Origin of the sequence: Shewanella oneidensis MR-1 (assembly GCF_000146165.2) — a bacterium.
Classification (GTDB): Bacteria; Pseudomonadota; Gammaproteobacteria; order Enterobacterales; family Shewanellaceae; genus Shewanella; species Shewanella oneidensis.
Map to the genome: position 1 here is coordinate 2,495,199 of NC_004347.2, position 17,426 is coordinate 2,512,624.

At 45.2% G+C, this 17,426-nt stretch carries 16 protein-coding genes; 4 read left to right on the top strand and 12 right to left on the bottom strand.

From position 1 onward, the window contains the following. Position 1: 1 nt before the first annotated feature. Together SO_RS10965 and SO_RS10970 are read right to left on the bottom strand one after the other, a co-directional pair. Positions 2-334 (bottom strand): DUF1904 domain-containing protein, encoded by a 333-nt coding sequence (locus SO_RS10965; protein WP_011072371.1) that lies wholly within the window; start codon positions 332-334, stop codon positions 2-4. A 203-nt stretch (positions 335-537) separates the two neighbouring features. Next, positions 538-1,740 carry an IS256-like element ISSod4 family transposase gene (locus SO_RS10970; RefSeq protein ID WP_005054087.1) on the bottom strand — a complete coding sequence of 401 codons (1,203 nt, stop codon included), beginning with the start codon at positions 1,738-1,740 and terminating at the stop codon, positions 538-540. A 251-nt stretch (positions 1,741-1,991) separates the two neighbouring features. On the opposite strand from SO_RS10970, the gene SO_RS23015 reads away from it, so the two are divergent. Together SO_RS23015 and dacB are read left to right on the top strand one after the other, a co-directional pair. Continuing rightward, positions 1,992-2,168 carry a hypothetical protein gene (locus tag SO_RS23015; RefSeq protein ID WP_011072372.1) on the top strand — a complete coding sequence of 59 codons (177 nt, stop codon included), beginning with the start codon at positions 1,992-1,994 and terminating at the stop codon, positions 2,166-2,168. Positions 2,169-2,193: 25 nt separating this feature from the next. Then, positions 2,194-3,717 carry a D-alanyl-D-alanine carboxypeptidase/D-alanyl-D-alanine endopeptidase gene (gene dacB / locus SO_RS10975; RefSeq protein WP_011072373.1) on the top strand — a complete coding sequence of 508 codons (1,524 nt, stop codon included), beginning with the start codon at positions 2,194-2,196 and terminating at the stop codon, positions 3,715-3,717. 60 nt (positions 3,718-3,777) lie between these two features. Here dacB and SO_RS10980 read toward each other — a convergent pair whose 3' ends face one another. The 10 genes from SO_RS10980 to aroA form a co-directional block, all read right to left on the bottom strand. Next, positions 3,778-5,535, bottom strand: coding sequence for an acyl-CoA dehydrogenase family protein (locus tag SO_RS10980; protein ID WP_011072374.1), 1,758 nt, complete (start codon positions 5,533-5,535; stop codon positions 3,778-3,780). 221 nt (positions 5,536-5,756) lie between these two features. Beyond that, positions 5,757-6,299: a DUF2058 domain-containing protein gene (locus tag SO_RS10985; RefSeq protein ID WP_011072375.1), complete on the bottom strand. Its 543-nt coding sequence runs from the start codon at positions 6,297-6,299 to the stop codon at positions 5,757-5,759. Positions 6,300-6,344: 45 nt separating this feature from the next. Beyond that, positions 6,345-7,172, bottom strand: coding sequence for an SDR family oxidoreductase (locus SO_RS10990; RefSeq protein WP_011072376.1), 828 nt, complete (start codon positions 7,170-7,172; stop codon positions 6,345-6,347). Positions 7,173-7,237: 65 nt separating this feature from the next. After that, a complete protein-coding gene (gene pyrF / locus SO_RS10995; protein ID WP_011072377.1) occupies positions 7,238-7,933 on the bottom strand; it encodes an orotidine-5'-phosphate decarboxylase in 696 nt (231 codons plus the stop codon). 42 nt (positions 7,934-7,975) lie between these two features. Beyond that, on the bottom strand, positions 7,976-9,136 hold the full coding sequence (lapB, locus tag SO_RS11000; RefSeq protein WP_011072378.1) for a lipopolysaccharide assembly protein LapB: 1,161 nt from the start codon (positions 9,134-9,136) through the stop codon (positions 7,976-7,978). Between the two features lies 1 nt (position 9,137). Further along, complete coding sequence (locus SO_RS11005; protein WP_011072379.1) at positions 9,138-9,413, bottom strand: LapA family protein; 276 nt, start codon at positions 9,411-9,413, stop codon at positions 9,138-9,140. 122 nt (positions 9,414-9,535) lie between these two features. Then, a complete protein-coding gene (ihfB, locus tag SO_RS11010; protein WP_011072380.1) occupies positions 9,536-9,823 on the bottom strand; it encodes an integration host factor subunit beta in 288 nt (95 codons plus the stop codon). Between the two features lie 72 nt (positions 9,824-9,895). After that, on the bottom strand, positions 9,896-11,563 hold the full coding sequence (gene rpsA, locus SO_RS11015; RefSeq protein ID WP_011072381.1) for a 30S ribosomal protein S1: 1,668 nt from the start codon (positions 11,561-11,563) through the stop codon (positions 9,896-9,898). A gap of 102 nt (positions 11,564-11,665) precedes the next feature. Then, positions 11,666-12,358: a (d)CMP kinase gene (gene cmk / locus SO_RS11020; protein ID WP_011072382.1), complete on the bottom strand. Its 693-nt coding sequence runs from the start codon at positions 12,356-12,358 to the stop codon at positions 11,666-11,668. Positions 12,359-12,541: 183 nt separating this feature from the next. After that, positions 12,542-13,822 carry a 3-phosphoshikimate 1-carboxyvinyltransferase gene (aroA, locus tag SO_RS11025; protein WP_011072383.1) on the bottom strand — a complete coding sequence of 427 codons (1,281 nt, stop codon included), beginning with the start codon at positions 13,820-13,822 and terminating at the stop codon, positions 12,542-12,544. 434 nt (positions 13,823-14,256) lie between these two features. Between aroA and SO_RS11030 the strand changes: the two genes are divergently transcribed. Continuing rightward, a complete protein-coding gene (locus SO_RS11030; RefSeq protein WP_011072384.1) occupies positions 14,257-15,447 on the top strand; it encodes an amino acid aminotransferase in 1,191 nt (396 codons plus the stop codon). 401 nt (positions 15,448-15,848) lie between these two features. Beyond that, positions 15,849-17,408, top strand: a complete 1,560-nt coding sequence (locus SO_RS11035; RefSeq protein WP_011072385.1) for a YjjI family glycine radical enzyme — start codon at positions 15,849-15,851, stop codon at positions 17,406-17,408. Positions 17,409-17,426: the final 18 nt, after the last annotated feature.

Consider the following 17,426-nt stretch of genomic DNA (forward strand, 5'->3'; position numbering starts at 1 on the left):
TTTAAACATGCTGACCACCCCGATAGGAAGCGCTTGGGGTCAGTGACAAAAACATCACAGCTATCTGCGTTAATTCTGGGTAGGCCTCTGTCACTGCCAACCTGATTGTTTGTTCTACTTTAAGATGAATATCAGGGTCTACCGGAAACCAAAGCAATTCGATTTGGACAAAGCGCTGATCAATTCTGCCATTACGGTAACTGATGCTGGGTATCCAATCTAATGTAAAACTCTCAGCTTTACCTTTACATATAGCCGCCAAAGACTGCAGTAATGTTTGGCTAAGCTCTGCAACGACTGCCTGGGGTAAGCCGCGCATACTAATATGAGGCATGGTTTTAGTGGTTACCTGAGATCCTAAAATCGTAAGGGGTAGAAATTACCGACTTCACTGCAACTCGGCAAGACTTTTCGATGAAAAGAGCGCGGTGCAACACCTATTTTGCTGGTAATTTGACCGGAAACGATTGATTGCCAATGATAAGTGCAAGATTAGACTGATTCGAGGGCGTTCAAAATTCTGTGTCAGGCTAATTTTTAAATTTCTAGCACGCTATCTAAACGTCCTTCAAAATAAATCGCTAACTGAGATAAACAAAGGCTCCAATTGTGGATTGGCATAGTCCATTTATCTGAGGCGTTTAATATGCCTGCGTAAAGTAGCTTCAACAAGCTATTTTCATTAGGAAATGCACCTTTGGTTTTGGTGAGCTTTCTAAATTGGCGATGTACAGCCTCAACCGCATTGGTCGTGTAAATCACTTTCCTGATATGTTCTGGGTACTTAAAATAATGGGACAAATTATGCCATTTGCGACGCCAAGAGTTGATTACCAGCGGATAAGCATCACCCCATTTGGCCTCCAGTTCGTCCAATGCCATCTCTGCGGCTTCTTTACTCACGGCTCGATACACAGGCTTTAAATCAGCCATAAACGCTTTCTGATTTTTTGAGGCGACATACTTCATTGAGTTACGGATCTGGTGGATAACGCATAGCTGTGTTTCCGTATGAGGAAAGATACTGGCTATGGCCTCAGGGAAACCGGTCAAGCCGTCAACACAGGCGATAAGAATATCTTTTACACCACGATTATTAAGATCGGTCAGTACGGATAGCCAGTAATTAGCGCCTTCATTTTCGGATAAGTGAAGCCCTAAAATTTCCTTTTTTCCTTTCATATTAAGCGCTAACAATGTGTAAACGGCTTTACTGACGTAACGCCCATCCTCTTTGACTTTATAATGTATCGCATCAAGCCAAACGATAGGATAATGGCTATCTAATGGGCGCTGTTGCCACGCTTTAAGTTCGGGGATGAGTTTGTCAGTGATAGCACTGACTGTTGCGTTAGACACATTGAGCCCATACATATCTTCAACATGTTGATTAATATCGCGATAGCTCATACCTATACTGAACATCGATAACACTTTACGTTCGATTTCATCGGTTAGTGTCGTTTGATTTTTCTTAATCAACTGAGGCTCAAAGGTGCCATTGCGGTCTCTAGGCGCGTCTAACTCAAAGTTACCGGACGGATGCTTAATGGTCTTAGGGGTTTTGCCATTTTTACGATTAGGCTGAGGATCATGCGCTAAATGCTGCTCAAGCTCAGCCTGGAGAGCGGCTTCAGTGAGTTGCTTGATCAGTGGGCCAAGAATGCTGTCTTTACCTGTGAGGCTTTTACCTGATTGCAGATCTTTAAGGGCTTGTTCGAAGTTAAAAGGTTGGGTCATGTGTCATTCCTGTTTTTGAATATTTTACTGAAATGACACAGAATTATGAACACTACCACTGATTCTGCCTAAATGCATATGCACTGGCAAGCGTCCTTCAGCCTTTGTTCTATATGCCATAAGCGTCTATCACTGAGGTAATCACAAAATGGTGGTTAAATCACAAAATATTGGTTCTTACGGATGCAAGCGTGCTTGTCTTGAGTGTTTTAGCGTAAACTAAAACGTCTTCAGCCAACATTACAAACCCTATGAATAAAAAAATCCTGTTTACCCTTGCTCTTACCTTAGCCTTAGCTTGGGGAATTTTTCATTTTAAAGCGCAACTTGGGTTACTCATTTTACCACTGTTTATCGGGTTAGTTTTATTTGTCACCCTAAGGCTGTATCGCCTTATGGAAAAAGATGACGGCAGTCATGATCGCTAACAAAGAGAGTTAATAAACAACAGACATGGAAACGTTTTCCCGATTATTCACCTTACCTCGTTCAACGGGCTTACTGCTAACGGTAGTTGCAACTGCCCTATTCCCAAGTAATGTGTGGGCAGCTGCCGCAGATATTAAGCATACTACGCTTGACCAACAAATGAGTGATATAGCGCCGTCTCATTCGCAAATTGCGTTACTTGCCCATGATATGTCGAACGACAAGCAGCTTTACAGCCAGCAAGCCGATACCTTGTTTATCCCTGCCAGCACCCAAAAAGTGCTTACCGCTGTCACGGCCTTAGCTGCACTTGGACCAGAATTTAGCTATGTGACAGATCTTTGGAGTGATGCCCCAATCCGCCAGGGACATGTTGAAGGGAGTGTATATTTACGCTTTAGCGGCGATCCCACATTAACCCACGAGGATTTGAAGGCTTTATTCGCTCAGCTACAAAAACTGGGCATAAAGCGAATTGAGGGGCACTTATATCTTGTTGGAGATAAACAAGAACAATTACAAGCGCCTGGCTGGGTTTGGGACGATCTCGGCATTTGTTTTGCGGCACCAGTGTCGAGCTACATCATCAATCAAAACTGTGTATATGGGCAGTTTGTGCCAAGCTCTGCAAAACAAACGTCTCGGGTAACATTAAGCGCGAACAGTTATGGTGTTAACGTCAGCAGTGATGCAATTTTTTCCCCTCAAGCGAATCATGATTTTTGCCAACTTGATTTAGTCCGCTTAAGCCAAAATCAATATCATCTGCGGGGCTGTTATCCCGGCAGTGAAGCCATACCGCTCGCGATCGCGATTAGCGATCCGCAAAAATTTGCCATCGACACCTTAACGGCCACGCTAAAAGGAAAAATTTCCCTCTCGGGCAAAGTTAAAATTGGCCATGATATCCCTGATAAGGCAAAACTTATTGCCAGCCATCGCAGTGCGCCATTGCCCGAGCTATTAAAGACGATGTTACTTAAGTCGGACAACCTGATCGCTGACAGTTTGTTTAAACGTGTAGGGCAAGACTATTATAAAACTCAGGGGAGTTTTACTTATGGCGCGGCGGCCATGCGACATATTCTGACTGAGTTAGGGATTGACTTAACCAATGCCAATATCGTCGATGGTTCTGGGCTTTCTCGCTATAACTTGTTGAGTGCTAAGCAATTAGCTGATGTGCTTACACTCATGTATCAAGATGCTCGCTTTCACAGCTTGATTGATAGTTTGCCCGAGGCAGGAGTCAGCGGTACGCTAAAATATCGACAGGGTTACACTCAACCACCACTCAAAAACCGTGTTTTTGCCAAAACAGGTTCAATGCAAGGGGTTGCCAATTTAGCTGGTTTTATTCGAATACCACAACAGCGGGATATCTTATTTGTGGTACTTGAGAATGGCATAAGCCCTGAAACGAAAAAACAACGCAAACCTGCGTTTAGCGCGGACTTTTTAACTCGACTAATGGCCACAGTTGAACAGCAAGCACACACTAGCCAAACATCTGTCAAAGAACTTAACACGGTTAAAAAAATTAACTGATTAAACTAAAAAGCACTGATAAGTCAGTGCTTTTTCTCTTTTACTGCAGTCTATTCAAACTTAGAATAATTCAGCTGGCATCGCCATAGTGCTGACATCACCCGCACGCACTTGTGCTAAATGATAGTCCGCTTTAGGCAGTAGCTTATCAAAATAAAATTTCGCAAGATAAGCTTTCTGCTCGGCAAAGTTTTGATCCTCTGCACTAGGGACTTTATCCAACATAGCTAACCAATAAAAACCATATACGCTGTAACCAAAGGCATCTAAAAAGTCGACAGCACAGGCATTGATTAACGCCGGTTGCGTCAGTTTTTGCTCATTGACCGATTCGGCCACATTGACTAAAGCATCTAAACGAGCACAGACTGCGGCAATTTTTACACCGTCGACCTGCGTAAACTCGCGCATTTGTGCTTTTAATTCAGCCACAAACTCTTTTAGCGTCGCTAAGTTGTCACCCGTGACTTTTCTACCGAGGAAGTCAATGGCTTGAATACCGTTTGTCCCTTCATAGATTTGCGCGATACGGGTATCACGCACCAGTTGCTCAACGCCCGTTTCGCGAATATAACCATGCCCACCAAAGACTTGCTGCGCCATAATGGTGGCATCTAAACCACGGTCGGTTAAAAACGCTTTAGCGACAGGCGTTAATAAACCAACATAACGGGCAGCTTTGGCTTTTACGTCATCTTGAGCATATTTTGCTAGATCGAGTTGCTTACCAGTAAATACCGAGAGTGCGCGTCCTGCTTCAGTCATCGCACGGATTGTCAGTAACATACGGCGTACATCGCCATGGACAATAATCGGATCAGAATCAGAGCCCGTGGGCGAGCCACCGGCGGCAACGCCTTGACTACGTTCTTTAGCATAATCAGTGGCCATTTGATATGCAGCTTGCGCGCTACCGAGCCCTTGAATACCTATGGCTAAACGTTCGTAGTTCATCATAGTGAACATGCAGACAAGGCCACGATTCGGCTCGCCAATCAGATAGCCCTTTGCTTCATCAAAATTCATCACGCAGGTTGCAGAGCCCTTAAGGCCCATTTTGTGCTCAATTGACCCCACACTAACACCGTTAGTCCCACCTAAGCAGCCATCTTTATTGACGGTGATTTTTGGCACGAGAAACAGTGAAATACCTTTGCTTTCAGGTAATTTTGCGAGCACTAAGTGAATGACGTTCTCGGTCAGATCGTGATCACCGCCAGTGATAAAGATTTTGCTGCCACTGATCGCATAACTTCCATCTTCCTGTGGGACAGCACGAGTGCGAATATTACGCAGATCCGAGCCAGCCTGTGGCTCTGTCATATCCATTGCTCCAGCCCATTCGCCAGAATATAACTTAGGCAAATAGGCTTGTTTTAATACTTCGCTGCCGTGGGCATTGATACACAACGCGGCCCCCGCAGTTAACGAGCCATAAAGCGTAAACGCATTACAGGCGCTATAAGCCATTTCATCCACTAATACACCGAGCATTTTGGGCATGCCCATGCCACCAAACTCCGGCTCACCGCATAAGCCTACCCAACCACCCTGGGAATATTGATCATAAACCGCTTTATACCCCTCGGGGGTAATCACACAATTATCTTGGTGTAAAACGCCCTGCTCATCGCCTGCACGGTTTAACGGATGGATTAATTGCGCGCTGATTTTTGCCGCTTCTTCAAGAATCGCGTTGGCCGTATCCATATCAACCATTTCAGCAATATCAGGTAATTGTGACCAAGTATTGGGGGCATCGAAAACCTGTTCCAGTAAGAAACGCATATCTGCTAACGGGGCTTGGTAAGGATTCATTGGTAGACTCTTAAACGTAGGATTAAAACAGTTGTTTTAATTTATACCAGTTCTATACAGAAAACAATCTCATTACAAATACACTTTGGTGCAAAGTTCTCATCGCAAACAGCAACAGCGTAAATAACCGACAATAAAAAACCCTTAAGTTGCCTTAAGGGTTATAGTATAGCCAGAATTGACTTGATGATTGTCGGCTTAGCTCACGATTAACATATCGATTACCACATTAAATCGTCAGGGATCGCATAATCAGCATAAGGGTCATCTTCGACTTCTATTGCCTTGCCCGCATCCTGCTGCCATAAATAGCCACACCATTGTGGCACCAATAGATTCACACGTTCGGCAAGCTTGTGGGGGACCAAGTAGCTCTTATCTTCGTATCGAACAATCCCTAATTGCCCTTTAAGCAACTCGGATTGAATTTTCTCATCGATATAGACGGAGTAAATTTTACTATCGAGCGTATAGTTGAATTTGATCTCGGCATGACTTGGGATCTTGATGGCAAATTGCGTGAATTCACTCACTAATCCACGCACTTGTCCACGGGCAGTTGCCTCTGCAAAGCGTTGCTCATTGAGGGCTTTGTCTTTTTCTGCTTGTAAGCGTTTTTGCTCGGCAATCTCGAGTTTTAATGCGCTTGAGCCATCATCAACCCGCGCTTTTTTATCACGACGCTTTTGCGTTTTCACATCACGCACTTTTTGTTTACTGGCAAGTCCAGCTTTCAGTAGCTGCTCTTGTAATGCATTAGCCATGGATTTTCACCCGATTTTCTATTAAATAAATGAGTTATAACTATTTTAGTTACTGCCCTTTGCAGCTAATTCACCTAAGGCAGTCATCGCGATACTGGCACCGCCCAGTGACCAACCACCATCGACGGGAAGTACAACACCCGTGATATAGGATGCCAGCTCAGAGCCTAAAAATAACGCTGCGTTGGCAATATCTTGCCCTTCGCCATTTCGTTTTAACGGTACAGATTGTGCCACTTGTTGCTGCAGGACCACACTCGGCGCTAAACGATTAAAGCCTTCTGTGCCTGTAATCGGGCCTGGAATAATGGAGTTAATTCGAATCCCTTCACAGCCCCATTCAATTGCGAGCGTTCGAGTCAGCATGTCCACCCCCGCTTTTGCGGCACAAACATGGGCCTGCATTGGCATCGCAATAGATGCCTGCGGCGCAGAAATTTGAATAATATTCCCCTGTGGGCGACGCAGTAAAGGATAAGCCGTTTTCAGTACTTGAAAACTACCCAACAAATCAATATCCATCACCGCTTTAAAGCCATTTGCAGTGAGTTTAGCGGCGGTTGCAGGGAAGTTTCCAGCCGCGCCACTAACTAACACATCAATAAAGCCAAACTCAGAGGCGATCGCCTCAAAACCTTGCTCGACAGCGACTAAGTCTCTCACATCAAAACTCACCCCAAGGTGAATACCCTCAGGATGAGCTTGTTTAAGCTGTAACACAGCGGCATCGACCTTATCTTGGCTTCGACTCGCCACCGCCACATTGGCACCCGCATGGGCAAATGCAATGGCGATTGCGAGATTAATGCCACTGGTCCCACCGACAACGACAACATTCTTACCCTGATAATTAAACATCGTAGTATTGAGCATGGACGTTCTCCGTGAACGGTATTGTCTGATGATCCTTAACAGCTAAAATGGTGCTAACCAGTTCGCTAAACCAATGACTGGTGAATGGCCTGCAGCGCAGCCAGAGGATCAGTCGCCTTAGTGATCGGACGACCAATCACTAAATAATCAGCACCGGCGGCAAGCGCCTCAGGCGGCGTCATCACGCGGTGTTGGTCACCAACATCACTACCGACAGGTCGAATGCCTGGGGTAATCAATTTAAAGTCTTGACCTAATAGTGACTTAAGTATGCTCGCCTCTTGGGCCGAACAGACAACACCATCAAGTTCTGCCTGTTTAGTCAATTTAGCTAAACGCTGAACATGCTCAAATGCAGGCACATCAATACCTATCAATTTAAGGTCTTCATCGCTCATTGAGGTTAATACCGTCACGGCAATCAGCATTGGCGCCTCTTTACCGTATGGCTGCAAAGCCTTTTTTGCCGCTTCCATCATGGCCAAGCCACCGCTGGCATGGACGTTTGTCATCCACACGCCAAGTTCCGCTGCAGCAGTGACTGCTTTAGCAACAGTATTGGGAATATCGTGAAACTTTAAGTCAAGGAAAAGATCAAAGCCACGTTCGTGGATATCTTTCACCAGTTGTGGGCCAAACAGGGTAAACATTTCTTTGCCGACTTTCAGGCGACACATGTTGGGATCGAGTTGATCTATCAATTGTAAAGCATGGTTTTTATTATCGTAATCAAGCGCTACGAGGATAGGTTTAGTCGTCATCATCTCTCCAACAGGGTTACACTAACTAGGTATTTCAAAAGGTTATTCACCGTCCAATCCTCGTATCCGTTTAATGGTGCCCCATTTTTTGCAAGAAGGACAATGCCAATACAGCGTATGGGATGGAAAACCACATTCTTTACAGCGATAGCTTGGACGGAATTTAATTTGTTGTTCAACAAGTTGCTCAAGCATAGTCAAACTTTGTTTGGCTTGCCCTTCTTCTGCTTGGCGTAAATGCATCTGCATTAAGTGCTGAAAGCCCTTCATGGTAGGATGGCGATACAGCGCATCCAGCACCATGTTTTCGGCGGCTTTTATCTCATCAAGGCTTATCATATGTTGGGCAAGCGCAACCACCACGGATACACCAGCGCCTTCAGCCATAGCGCCTGCCAATAACTCTTGATAGCCCTCTTTATCTTGGGTATCGCGATACACTTGTTTCGCCGTCGGTAATGCATCGGCAAAAAGCTCAATATCAGCCTTTTTTAAGGCTATAAGCATGGATTTACACTGGCTGTAATCCTTCGCATCGAGGAATTTCTTGGCAAGGGTCAATAAGGCGCGGCCACATTTGGGATCTTGTTTTAGGGCTTGCTGCAGTAACTTGATCTTCTCTGCATCATCGCTGGTTTCATCGGCAAGCTGACAATAAAAATGTGCTGTAATCGGTTTGAGCACCTGCTGCCGTTTACGGCTTAAACGTTTGGTGATATCGATAGCCTTTTGCCATTCCTTAATCACTTGGTAAATCGCAATTAATTGTGTCTCTGACTCTTCGCTATGGTCATCTTGACTGACTAAATTTAGAAAAATTTCCTCGGCGCGATCATAAAATCCCGCTGCAAGATAGTCTTTGCCCAGCTCCATCATGGCGATATCGCGCTGTTCATTGGTCAATGTTGGGCGGGCAATTAAGTTTTGGTGAATACGAATCGAGCGGTCAACTTCACCGCGCTTACGGAATAAAGAACCGAGGGACAGATGGGTATCGATGGTTTCATCGTCCACATCGAGCATACTGATAAACAAGTCGACCGCTTTGTCCGACTCGTTAGACAACAGGAAATTCAAGCCAGTGAAATAATCACGACTTAATTGTTTACGCTGATTACTCTGATTTTGCCTTATACTCCGCCGTCCCATATACCAACCGTAACCGGCAGCTATTGGGAGCAACAGGAAGAGGATCTCAAGCATATTAGGCGTCTACACCTTGAGGTTTTTTAGCGGTTTGAAGCGTTAATTTCTTTCTCGTCGCCGCTAAAGCCAATTTGAGTCTGACAATATAATAGCTCGCCACGAGCCAACTGAGCATAAAGCCCGTAAAGAAAACCACCGCTAACACGACGGGTAAACGGTACTCACCCTGAGCCACAAAGTAGCTGATTGTCACTACTTGTTCATTACGTGCGCCAAACACTAAAGCCACGATAAATAACAGTGCCACAAGGACTGTCGCTACAAAAGATTTCACGTCGGACTCCCTAACTGCCTTTCAATTTTCTGATTATCCAAGAAATTTACTGAGCTGACCAGCTTTGCCTTCCATTAGGTATAAAAAAGCCCCCTTGCGGAGGCTTTTTGCAATGCGGTCAATTAAACATTGACAGCGTCAACGCGTTCGCGCAGTTCTTTGCCTGGCTTAAAGTGCGGGACGTATTTGCCTTCCAATTCGACTGATGAACCAGTCTTTGGATTGCGGCCAGTACGCGGTGCACGATAATGAAGCGAGAAACTACCAAAGCCACGGATCTCAATACGATCACCGCTTTCTAATGTCGTTGCCATTTGCTCCAACATCTCTTTGATTGCGCCTTCTACCTCTTTCGCCGACAGCTGCGACTGCCTGGTGGCGAGTTTTTCGATCAGTTCGGATTTTGTCATCCTAGCTATCCCCTATTATCAAGCCAAACACAGTCACCTAATGGGGAGGAAAACTCCCCATACAACAGGCGATTATTTGCGAGCTGCTTTAAACGCTTCAGCCATTGCATTACTAATAACAGCGTCTTCTTGTTTATTCAAGGTCGCCATCACTTCTTTTTCTTCAGCTTCGTCTTTCGCTTTGATTGACAGGCTGATAGAACGGTTCTTACGGTCAACACCCATGAACTTAGCTTCGATAGCGTCACCTACAGAGTAAACAGTAGATGCATCTTCGATGCGCTCACGGCTGATGTCAGCTACACGGATGTAACCTTCAACAGTGTCAGCCAGTTCAACAGTCACACCTTTAGCATCAACAGCAGAAACAGTACCGTGTACGATAGTACCTTTCTTCTTGTCAGCTAAGTAAGCGTTGAATGGGTCGTCTTCAGTTTGTTTAACACCTAAGCTGATACGCTCACGCTCTGGGTCAACAGACAGAACCACTGCGTGGATTTCGTCGCCTTTCTTGTACTCAGATACTGCGTCTTCGCCAGTGCCGTTCCAAGAAATGTCAGACAGGTGAACTAAACCATCGATACCGCCGTCAAGACCGATGAAGATACCGAAGTCAGTGATTGACTTGATCTTACCAGAAACCTTGTCGCCTTTGTTGTAACGAGTTGCGAAGTCATCCCATGGGTTGGTCTTACATTGCTTCAGACCTAGAGAAATACGACGACGCTCTTCATCGATGTCCAGAACCAGAACTTCAACTTCATCACCTAAGTTAACCACTTTAGATGGGTGGATGTTCTTGTTAGTCCAATCCATTTCAGAAACGTGAACTAAACCTTCAACGCCTTCTTCGATTTCAACGAAACAGCCGTAGTCAGTCAGGTTAGTTACGCGACCAGTTAACTTAGTGTTTTCTGGGTAGCGCTTGCTGATTTCTAACCATGGATCTTCGCCAAGTTGTTTCAGACCTAGAGATACACGAGTGCGCTCACGATCGTACTTCAGAACTTTAACGTTGATTTCGTCACCAACATTTACGATTTCAGATGGGTGCTTAACGCGTTTCCATGCCATATCAGTGATATGTAACAGACCGTCAACGCCACCTAAATCTACGAATGCACCGTAGTCAGTCAGGTTCTTAACGATACCTTTAACTGCTTGACCTTCTTGCAGGTTTTCTAACAGTGCATCACGCTCAGCGCTGCTTTCTGATTCGATAACTGCACGACGAGAAACAACAACGTTGTTACGCTTCTGGTCTAGTTTGATAACTTTGAATTCTAATTCTTTGTACTCTAAGTGAGCGGTGTCGCGAACTGGGCGCACATCAACTAGAGAACCTGGTAAGAAGGCACGGATACCGTTTAATTCAACAGTGAAACCGCCTTTCACTTTACCATTGATGATACCGATTACAGTTTCAGCATCTTCGTAAGCTTTTTCCAGAACGATCCAAGCTTCGTGACGTTTCGCTTTTTCGCGAGACAGTTGAGTCTCACCGAAGCCGTCTTCAACAGAGTCAAGAGCTACGTCAACTTCATCACCAACAGCGATTTCTAAAACGCCTTGAGCGTTTTTGAATTGTTCAGCTGGGATTGGGCTTTCAGACTTCAGACCTGCATCAACCAAAACCATACCGTTTTCGATAGCAACTACAGTACCACGAACGATAGAGCCTGGACGAAACTCCAGAGTTTGAAGGGATTGTTCAAATAGATCAGCAAAAGATTCAGTCATGTTTAAGTTACTTTAATGTAATAAACCACAGTCAATCCTAGACGTGGAGTCAGTCAAATTATCCGTATCATCCTTAATACGAATACCTACCCGAGCAATAATTTAGTTAGTGCTGGATAACTTTTGGTTGATGTAGTTGAGCGCAAGCTCAAGTACTTCATCAATACCTTTATCGCTCGTATCGATAACGAGCGCATTCTCGGCCGGGACCAATGGCGCCACTGGACGATTCATATCGCGGTCGTCTCGCTCGATAATTTCAGCTAAAAGGCGCTCGATATTAACATCGAAGCCCTTGTCCTGCAACTGATTATAGCGTCTTTGGGCACGCTCCTGTGCAGATGCGGTTAAATATAATTTAGCCGATGCGGTTGGGAAAACAACCGTCCCCATATCGCGACCATCGGCAATCAATCCGGGAGCGGTTCTAAAGGCACGTTGGCGACGCAATAAGGCTTCCCGGACTCGCGGAAACGCAGCCACTTTAGAGGCTGCATTAGAACATTCTTGGGTACGTATCGCAGTGGTGACGTCTTCACCTTCTAGAATCACTTGAACTGGATCTTTTTCATTGCCTGTTAAAAATTTCACATCGAGGTGTGAAGCCAGCAATGTGATAGATTCTTCATTTTCCAGTTCTACGTCGTGATGAATGGCCGCCAGTGCAAGTACTCGATAAATTGCACCACTATCAAGCAGTTGCCATCCTAGATGCTTAGCCAGTAATTGGCTAATTGTTCCTTTACCAGCACCACTTGGGCCGTCGATTGTGACTACAGGAGCCCGTTCAGACATACATTCCTCCGCAAAAAATAATCATCATCCGTGAGTTCATAAGTAGAGCCCCGAAAATGAGCGCGCCGCATTATACAATAATACCCAAATAAAATCCGTGGATTTTTCATGAAGTTTAGAAGCCGCTCAAATACGGCTTCTTTTATTTGATATGGCCATAAGTCAATCTGTTATCAGAAAACGTTAGACCTTGAGGCTGGCGAATTGAACAAAATAGTCAGGGAAGGTTTTTGAGGTGCAATCGGGATCATTGATGGTGATACCACAGTCGGCAAACGCTAGCATGGAGAAGCACATGGCCATACGATGGTCGTTATAGGTATCTATCTGCGCAGTATTCAGTACCGCAGGCGGAGTGATCTTTATGTAGTCATTGCCTTCTTCTACCTCAGCGCCGACTTTACGCAACTCAGTTGCCATAGCAGCTAAGCGATCAGTCTCTTTGATGCGCCAGTTGTAGATATTGCGAATAACTGTCGTGCCTTTAGCAAATAATGCGGCCGTTGCAATGGTCATGGCCGCATCGGGAATATGGTTCATATCTAAATCAACCGCAGTTAACGGTGCACCGCGGGCAATAATGTAGTCATCGCCCCACTCAATATCGGCGCCCATTTTTTCCAGCACATCGGCAAATTTCACATCGCCCTGAATGCTTAAACGCCCCACACCTGTGACTTTCACCTCACCGCCTTTGATTGCACCTGCGGCTAAAAAGTACGATGCAGAGGATGCATCCCCTTCAACCAGTACTTTACCCGGTGACACATAATGCTGACCAGCAGGGATCTCAAAGCGAGCGTAATGATGATTGATGACCTTAACCCCAAACTGTGCCATCAACGCCAACGTGATATCAATATAGGGTTTAGAGACTAACTCGCCTTTGACATGGATATTCACACTACCCTTAGCAAGCGGCGCGACCATCAATAACGCGGTTAAAAATTGGCTTGAGAGATCCCCGACAATTTCCACATCACCACCATTAAGGCCTGTCGCATTAATGGTTAATGGCGGGAAACCATCATTTTTAAGATAAACAATATTAGCACCCAATTGTCTTAAGGCATCGACCAGATCGCCTATCGGACGTTCTTCCATGCGTGGCTCGCCGGTTAAGGTAAACTCACCTTGGCCTAAGGTTAATGCGGCGCATAGCGGGCGCATGGCCGTACCGGCATTGCCTAAAAATAGAGTTTGCGCCTGCTTCGATGACATCACGCCCCCTAATCCGGCCAGTTCGCACACGGTATTGTTATGGGATAAACGATACTCAACCCCTAATTGCTTAAGGGAAGCCAGCATATGGCGAATATCATCTGAGTCAAGCAAATTGGTGAGCGTAGTCGTGCCTTGGGCTAAGGTCGCCAAGAGCAAGGCACGGTTTGAAATACTTTTCGAGCCGGGAATATTAATCTCACCACGGACTTGCACAACAGGTTCAAGACGTAATTGCTTCATGAATAAATCTTCTTTCTCTTTGGGCATGATCAATAGGATCACGCGGACTGAATTGGCAAAATGGCAACTTCACACTACATGACGTCAAGTTTACGTTACTAATTAAAGGAGATTGGGAGCCTTGTTGGTGCTTCGTCGTTATAAAATTACCGATAGTGACGCAGGATTCAACCGTTTTTTACTAAAAAATGGCTTTTTAAACCGGAAAATTACTCAAGTCAGTCTAAAAATAACAAAAATACTAAATATAATGGGTGAAATTGTGAACTAAACGGTTTTTCGGCAGGCTTTTTTGCCAGATTAATTGGTCTCTAAACACCATTTTTACTTTAAAGTTTTCATCTATTCACGTTATCCTAGGTTTCAATCGATAAATCACGCACATCCTATGTGATTCATGCTGTCGCTTAATAACTAGAAAGGTAGATGGAGCTATGTTTAACTCACTCATCGCAATGCCTGCGGATCCGATCCTTGGCTTGTTGACCCAGTACCGCGAAGACACACATCCACAGAAAGTAGACTTAGGTGTCGGCGTTTATAAAGATCCCGCGGGAAACACCCCCATTCTCAATTGTGTAAAAAAAGCCGAGAAATTTCGTTTAGAAACCGAGACGACAAAGGTCTATATCGGTCCAACTGGTTCGCCTCAGTTTAATACCCTGATGACAGAGTTAGCCTTTGGCAGTGATCATAGCGCGATTATCGCTAACCGTATTCGTACTGTTTCCACACCTGGCGGTACGGGCGCTCTGCGTGTTGCGGGTGACTTTATTAAGCGTTGCAATCCTAATGCGGTGTTGTGGGTAAGCGATCCCACATGGGCTAATCATACAGGTTTATTCGAAGCTGCTGGGATCACAGTTAAAACTTATCCCTATTATGACTACGATAGTAAATCGTTGAAATTTGACGAGATGCTTGCTGCATTATCGCAAGTGAGTCCTGATGACGTAGTGTTATTACACGCCTGCTGCCATAACCCAAGTGGGATGGATTTGACCACTGATCAATGGGATAAAGTCGTCACCCTCACCAAAGAGCAAGGTTTTACCCCGCTTATCGACATGGCTTACCAAGGTTTTGGTGACGGTGTCGATATCGATGCCTACGGCGTGCGTAAAATGGCTGCAGCGGTCGATAATATGATCCTGTGTAGCTCTTGCTCGAAGAACTTCGGTCTGTACCGTGAGCGTATCGGTTCCTGCTCTGTGGTTGCAAAGGATGCGAACACGGCAAACATTGCGCAATCTGTACTGCTTTATGTGGTTCGCTGCCTCTACTCTATGCCACCTGCCCATGGCGCGGCGATTGTTGAGACGATTTTAGGATCAAAAGAATTAACCCAAGAATGGCTTGATGAGCTCAAAGTGATGCGCGACCGTATCAATGGTAACCGCGCGATTTTAGTTGAAAAACTCAAAGCCAATGGTGTTGCTCGCGACTTTAGCTTTATTGCTCGCCAAAAAGGCATGTTCTCTTTCCTTGGTGTAAATCCTGAGCAAGTGGCGCGTCTGCAAAAAGAATTTAGCATCTACATGGTGGGTTCAAGCCGGATCAGTATCGCGGGGATCAGTGAAGATAACGTCGATTATCTCGCCCAATCGATCGCCAAAGTGCTTTGAGTGCAAGTGCTTTAAACAAAAGTACTTTATTTAGTACTTATTAATTTATCTACACAGCTTACTCTGCTGTATTCTCGCGATTTAGGATGCAGCAGAGTTGATCTACCGATTATCAATATTACACTCGAGTTCTGTTTAGTTTGGCTTAACGAGTCTTCCTTTTCGTGTCTACACCCCAAAACCTCATAAGCCCGCCATCCTCACCGTACAAGCATTTATTTTCAATCGTAAAACCCTATTCGAATGATTCTGACACCACGGTCTATCGCAATAAGCCGCAAGTTGTGATCTCGGTCAGCGGATTTCCATTTCATCAATCAGGGCTGCGGCTATTTTCACTTTTTAAAGCCAGAGCCGCCCAGTAGATTATTATCTACCATAAAACTTGTGGATATACCGCCATGTTATTACAAGATAAATTAGTGCAAATTGTCACTAACCCGCAGCTTTCACCTAAGCAAAAATCCAATTATTTAGCGTTGGAGGCTGAGGCAAGTTTACCCTATATGCCGATATCGACTGAGGTAAATGCGGCGATGAATGACGGCGTTATCTGCGATATGTTTGAAGGCCATACACCGTTTAAACCGCGCTATGTATTGCCAGATTATGCCCGTTATCTTCAGCAAGGCTCAGAATATTTAGAGCTTTCACCTGCACAGGATTTAGATGAAGCCCTCAATGCCTTAACGATTCTGTATCACCATGTGCCATCGGTGACCAATATCCCCGTGTATTTAGGTCAGTTGGACGACATTTTGATGCCTTTCGTGGAGGGTATGGATGCGGATGCCCTTTATCGTAAACTAAAGCTGTTCTGGATCATGCTTGACAGAACCCTGCCCGACGCCTTTATGCACGTCAATCTTGGCCCGACAGACAACATTGTTTGCCGTACCCTACTGCGCATTGATGCCGAGCTCAAACAAGTTGCCCCCAATTTGACCTTTATGTATGACCCCGCCGTCACGCCGGATGAATTATTGCAAATTGCCACAACCAATATTTGTCAGTGCAGTAAGCCGCATATCGCCAATTACCCACAGCATGCCAGTGCGTTTGATGCATGCGGCTTTGGTATTGTCAGTTGCTACAATGCCTTACCATTAGCGGGCGGCGCTAACACCTTGGTTAGACTCAATCTGAAAGAAGTGGCATTAAAGGCCACGTCAATCAATGACTTTTTTGAGCGTGTTTTGCCCTATTACTGCTCACTCACCTTCGAACTTATCGAGGCGCGCTCAGCATTTTTACATCAAGAGTCGCACTTCTTTGATAGCTTTTTAGTTAAAGAACAATTGATTGATGAATCGCGCTTTGCCCCCATGTTTGGTATTTACGGTATGGCTGAAGCGGTAAATATTCTGCAAGCTCAGATGACAAGTGAAACAGACAAATCATCTCAATCAAACAAACCCACAGGTTATGGTCATAGCATGGATGCAAACCAACTTGGCTACCGTATTTCTGCCGCCCTCGATACCATAGTAAAATCCACGCCCGTCACCTATGGCTACCATGGACGAGCGCTGCTGCATTCACAGGGCGGTATTAGCCTCGATAAAGGCGTGACGCCAGGCGTTCGCATTCCCTATGGCACAGAACCGAATCCCATCGCCCATATTCAAGCCCTCGCGCAGCATCACCAGTATTATACGGCGGGGATTAGCGATATTTTGACTATAGATGAAACTGTCAAATCCAATCCTCAAGCCATGTTCCAACTGTGTAAAGCAGCACTGGAATTAGGCTTTAGGGAATTTACCGCCAATGTGGCCTCTAACGATTTAATGCGCGTCACTGGCTATATGGTAAAACGCTCTGATATTGAAGCATTTAAACAATGCGGCTCGCGCCTTAATACCACTGGTTTAGGGGCTGAAGCAGCACAGAATACCGGAATATTGCAACGCCAAGCACGCGTTATTGCCCATGAGCACTCCCCTTGTGTCGTTAAATAAACCGGCCATAAAGAAACA

What these genes read in the sequence shown, in the direction of transcription:
- SO_RS10965 (WP_011072371.1), bottom strand. Translation starts at nt 334, where the DNA reads ATGCCTCATATTAGTATGCGCGGCTTACCCCAGGCAGTCGTTGCAGAG.
- SO_RS10970 (WP_005054087.1), bottom strand. Translation starts at nt 1,740, where the DNA reads ATGACCCAACCTTTTAACTTCGAACAAGCCCTTAAAGATCTGCAATCA.
- SO_RS23015 (WP_011072372.1), top strand. Translation starts at nt 1,992, where the DNA reads ATGAATAAAAAAATCCTGTTTACCCTTGCTCTTACCTTAGCCTTAGCT.
- dacB (WP_011072373.1), top strand. Translation starts at nt 2,194, where the DNA reads ATGGAAACGTTTTCCCGATTATTCACCTTACCTCGTTCAACGGGCTTA.
- SO_RS10980 (WP_011072374.1), bottom strand. Translation starts at nt 5,535, where the DNA reads ATGAATCCTTACCAAGCCCCGTTAGCAGATATGCGTTTCTTACTGGAA.
- SO_RS10985 (WP_011072375.1), bottom strand. Translation starts at nt 6,299, where the DNA reads ATGGCTAATGCATTACAAGAGCAGCTACTGAAAGCTGGACTTGCCAGT.
- SO_RS10990 (WP_011072376.1), bottom strand. Translation starts at nt 7,172, where the DNA reads ATGCTCAATACTACGATGTTTAATTATCAGGGTAAGAATGTTGTCGTT.
- pyrF (WP_011072377.1), bottom strand. Translation starts at nt 7,933, where the DNA reads ATGACGACTAAACCTATCCTCGTAGCGCTTGATTACGATAATAAAAAC.
- lapB (WP_011072378.1), bottom strand. Translation starts at nt 9,136, where the DNA reads ATGCTTGAGATCCTCTTCCTGTTGCTCCCAATAGCTGCCGGTTACGGT.
- ihfB (WP_011072380.1), bottom strand. Translation starts at nt 9,823, where the DNA reads ATGACAAAATCCGAACTGATCGAAAAACTCGCCACCAGGCAGTCGCAG.
- rpsA (WP_011072381.1), bottom strand. Translation starts at nt 11,563, where the DNA reads ATGACTGAATCTTTTGCTGATCTATTTGAACAATCCCTTCAAACTCTG.
- cmk (WP_011072382.1), bottom strand. Translation starts at nt 12,358, where the DNA reads ATGTCTGAACGGGCTCCTGTAGTCACAATCGACGGCCCAAGTGGTGCT.
- aroA (WP_011072383.1), bottom strand. Translation starts at nt 13,822, where the DNA reads ATGAAGCAATTACGTCTTGAACCTGTTGTGCAAGTCCGTGGTGAGATT.
- SO_RS11030 (WP_011072384.1), top strand. Translation starts at nt 14,257, where the DNA reads ATGTTTAACTCACTCATCGCAATGCCTGCGGATCCGATCCTTGGCTTG.
- SO_RS11035 (WP_011072385.1), top strand. Translation starts at nt 15,849, where the DNA reads ATGTTATTACAAGATAAATTAGTGCAAATTGTCACTAACCCGCAGCTT.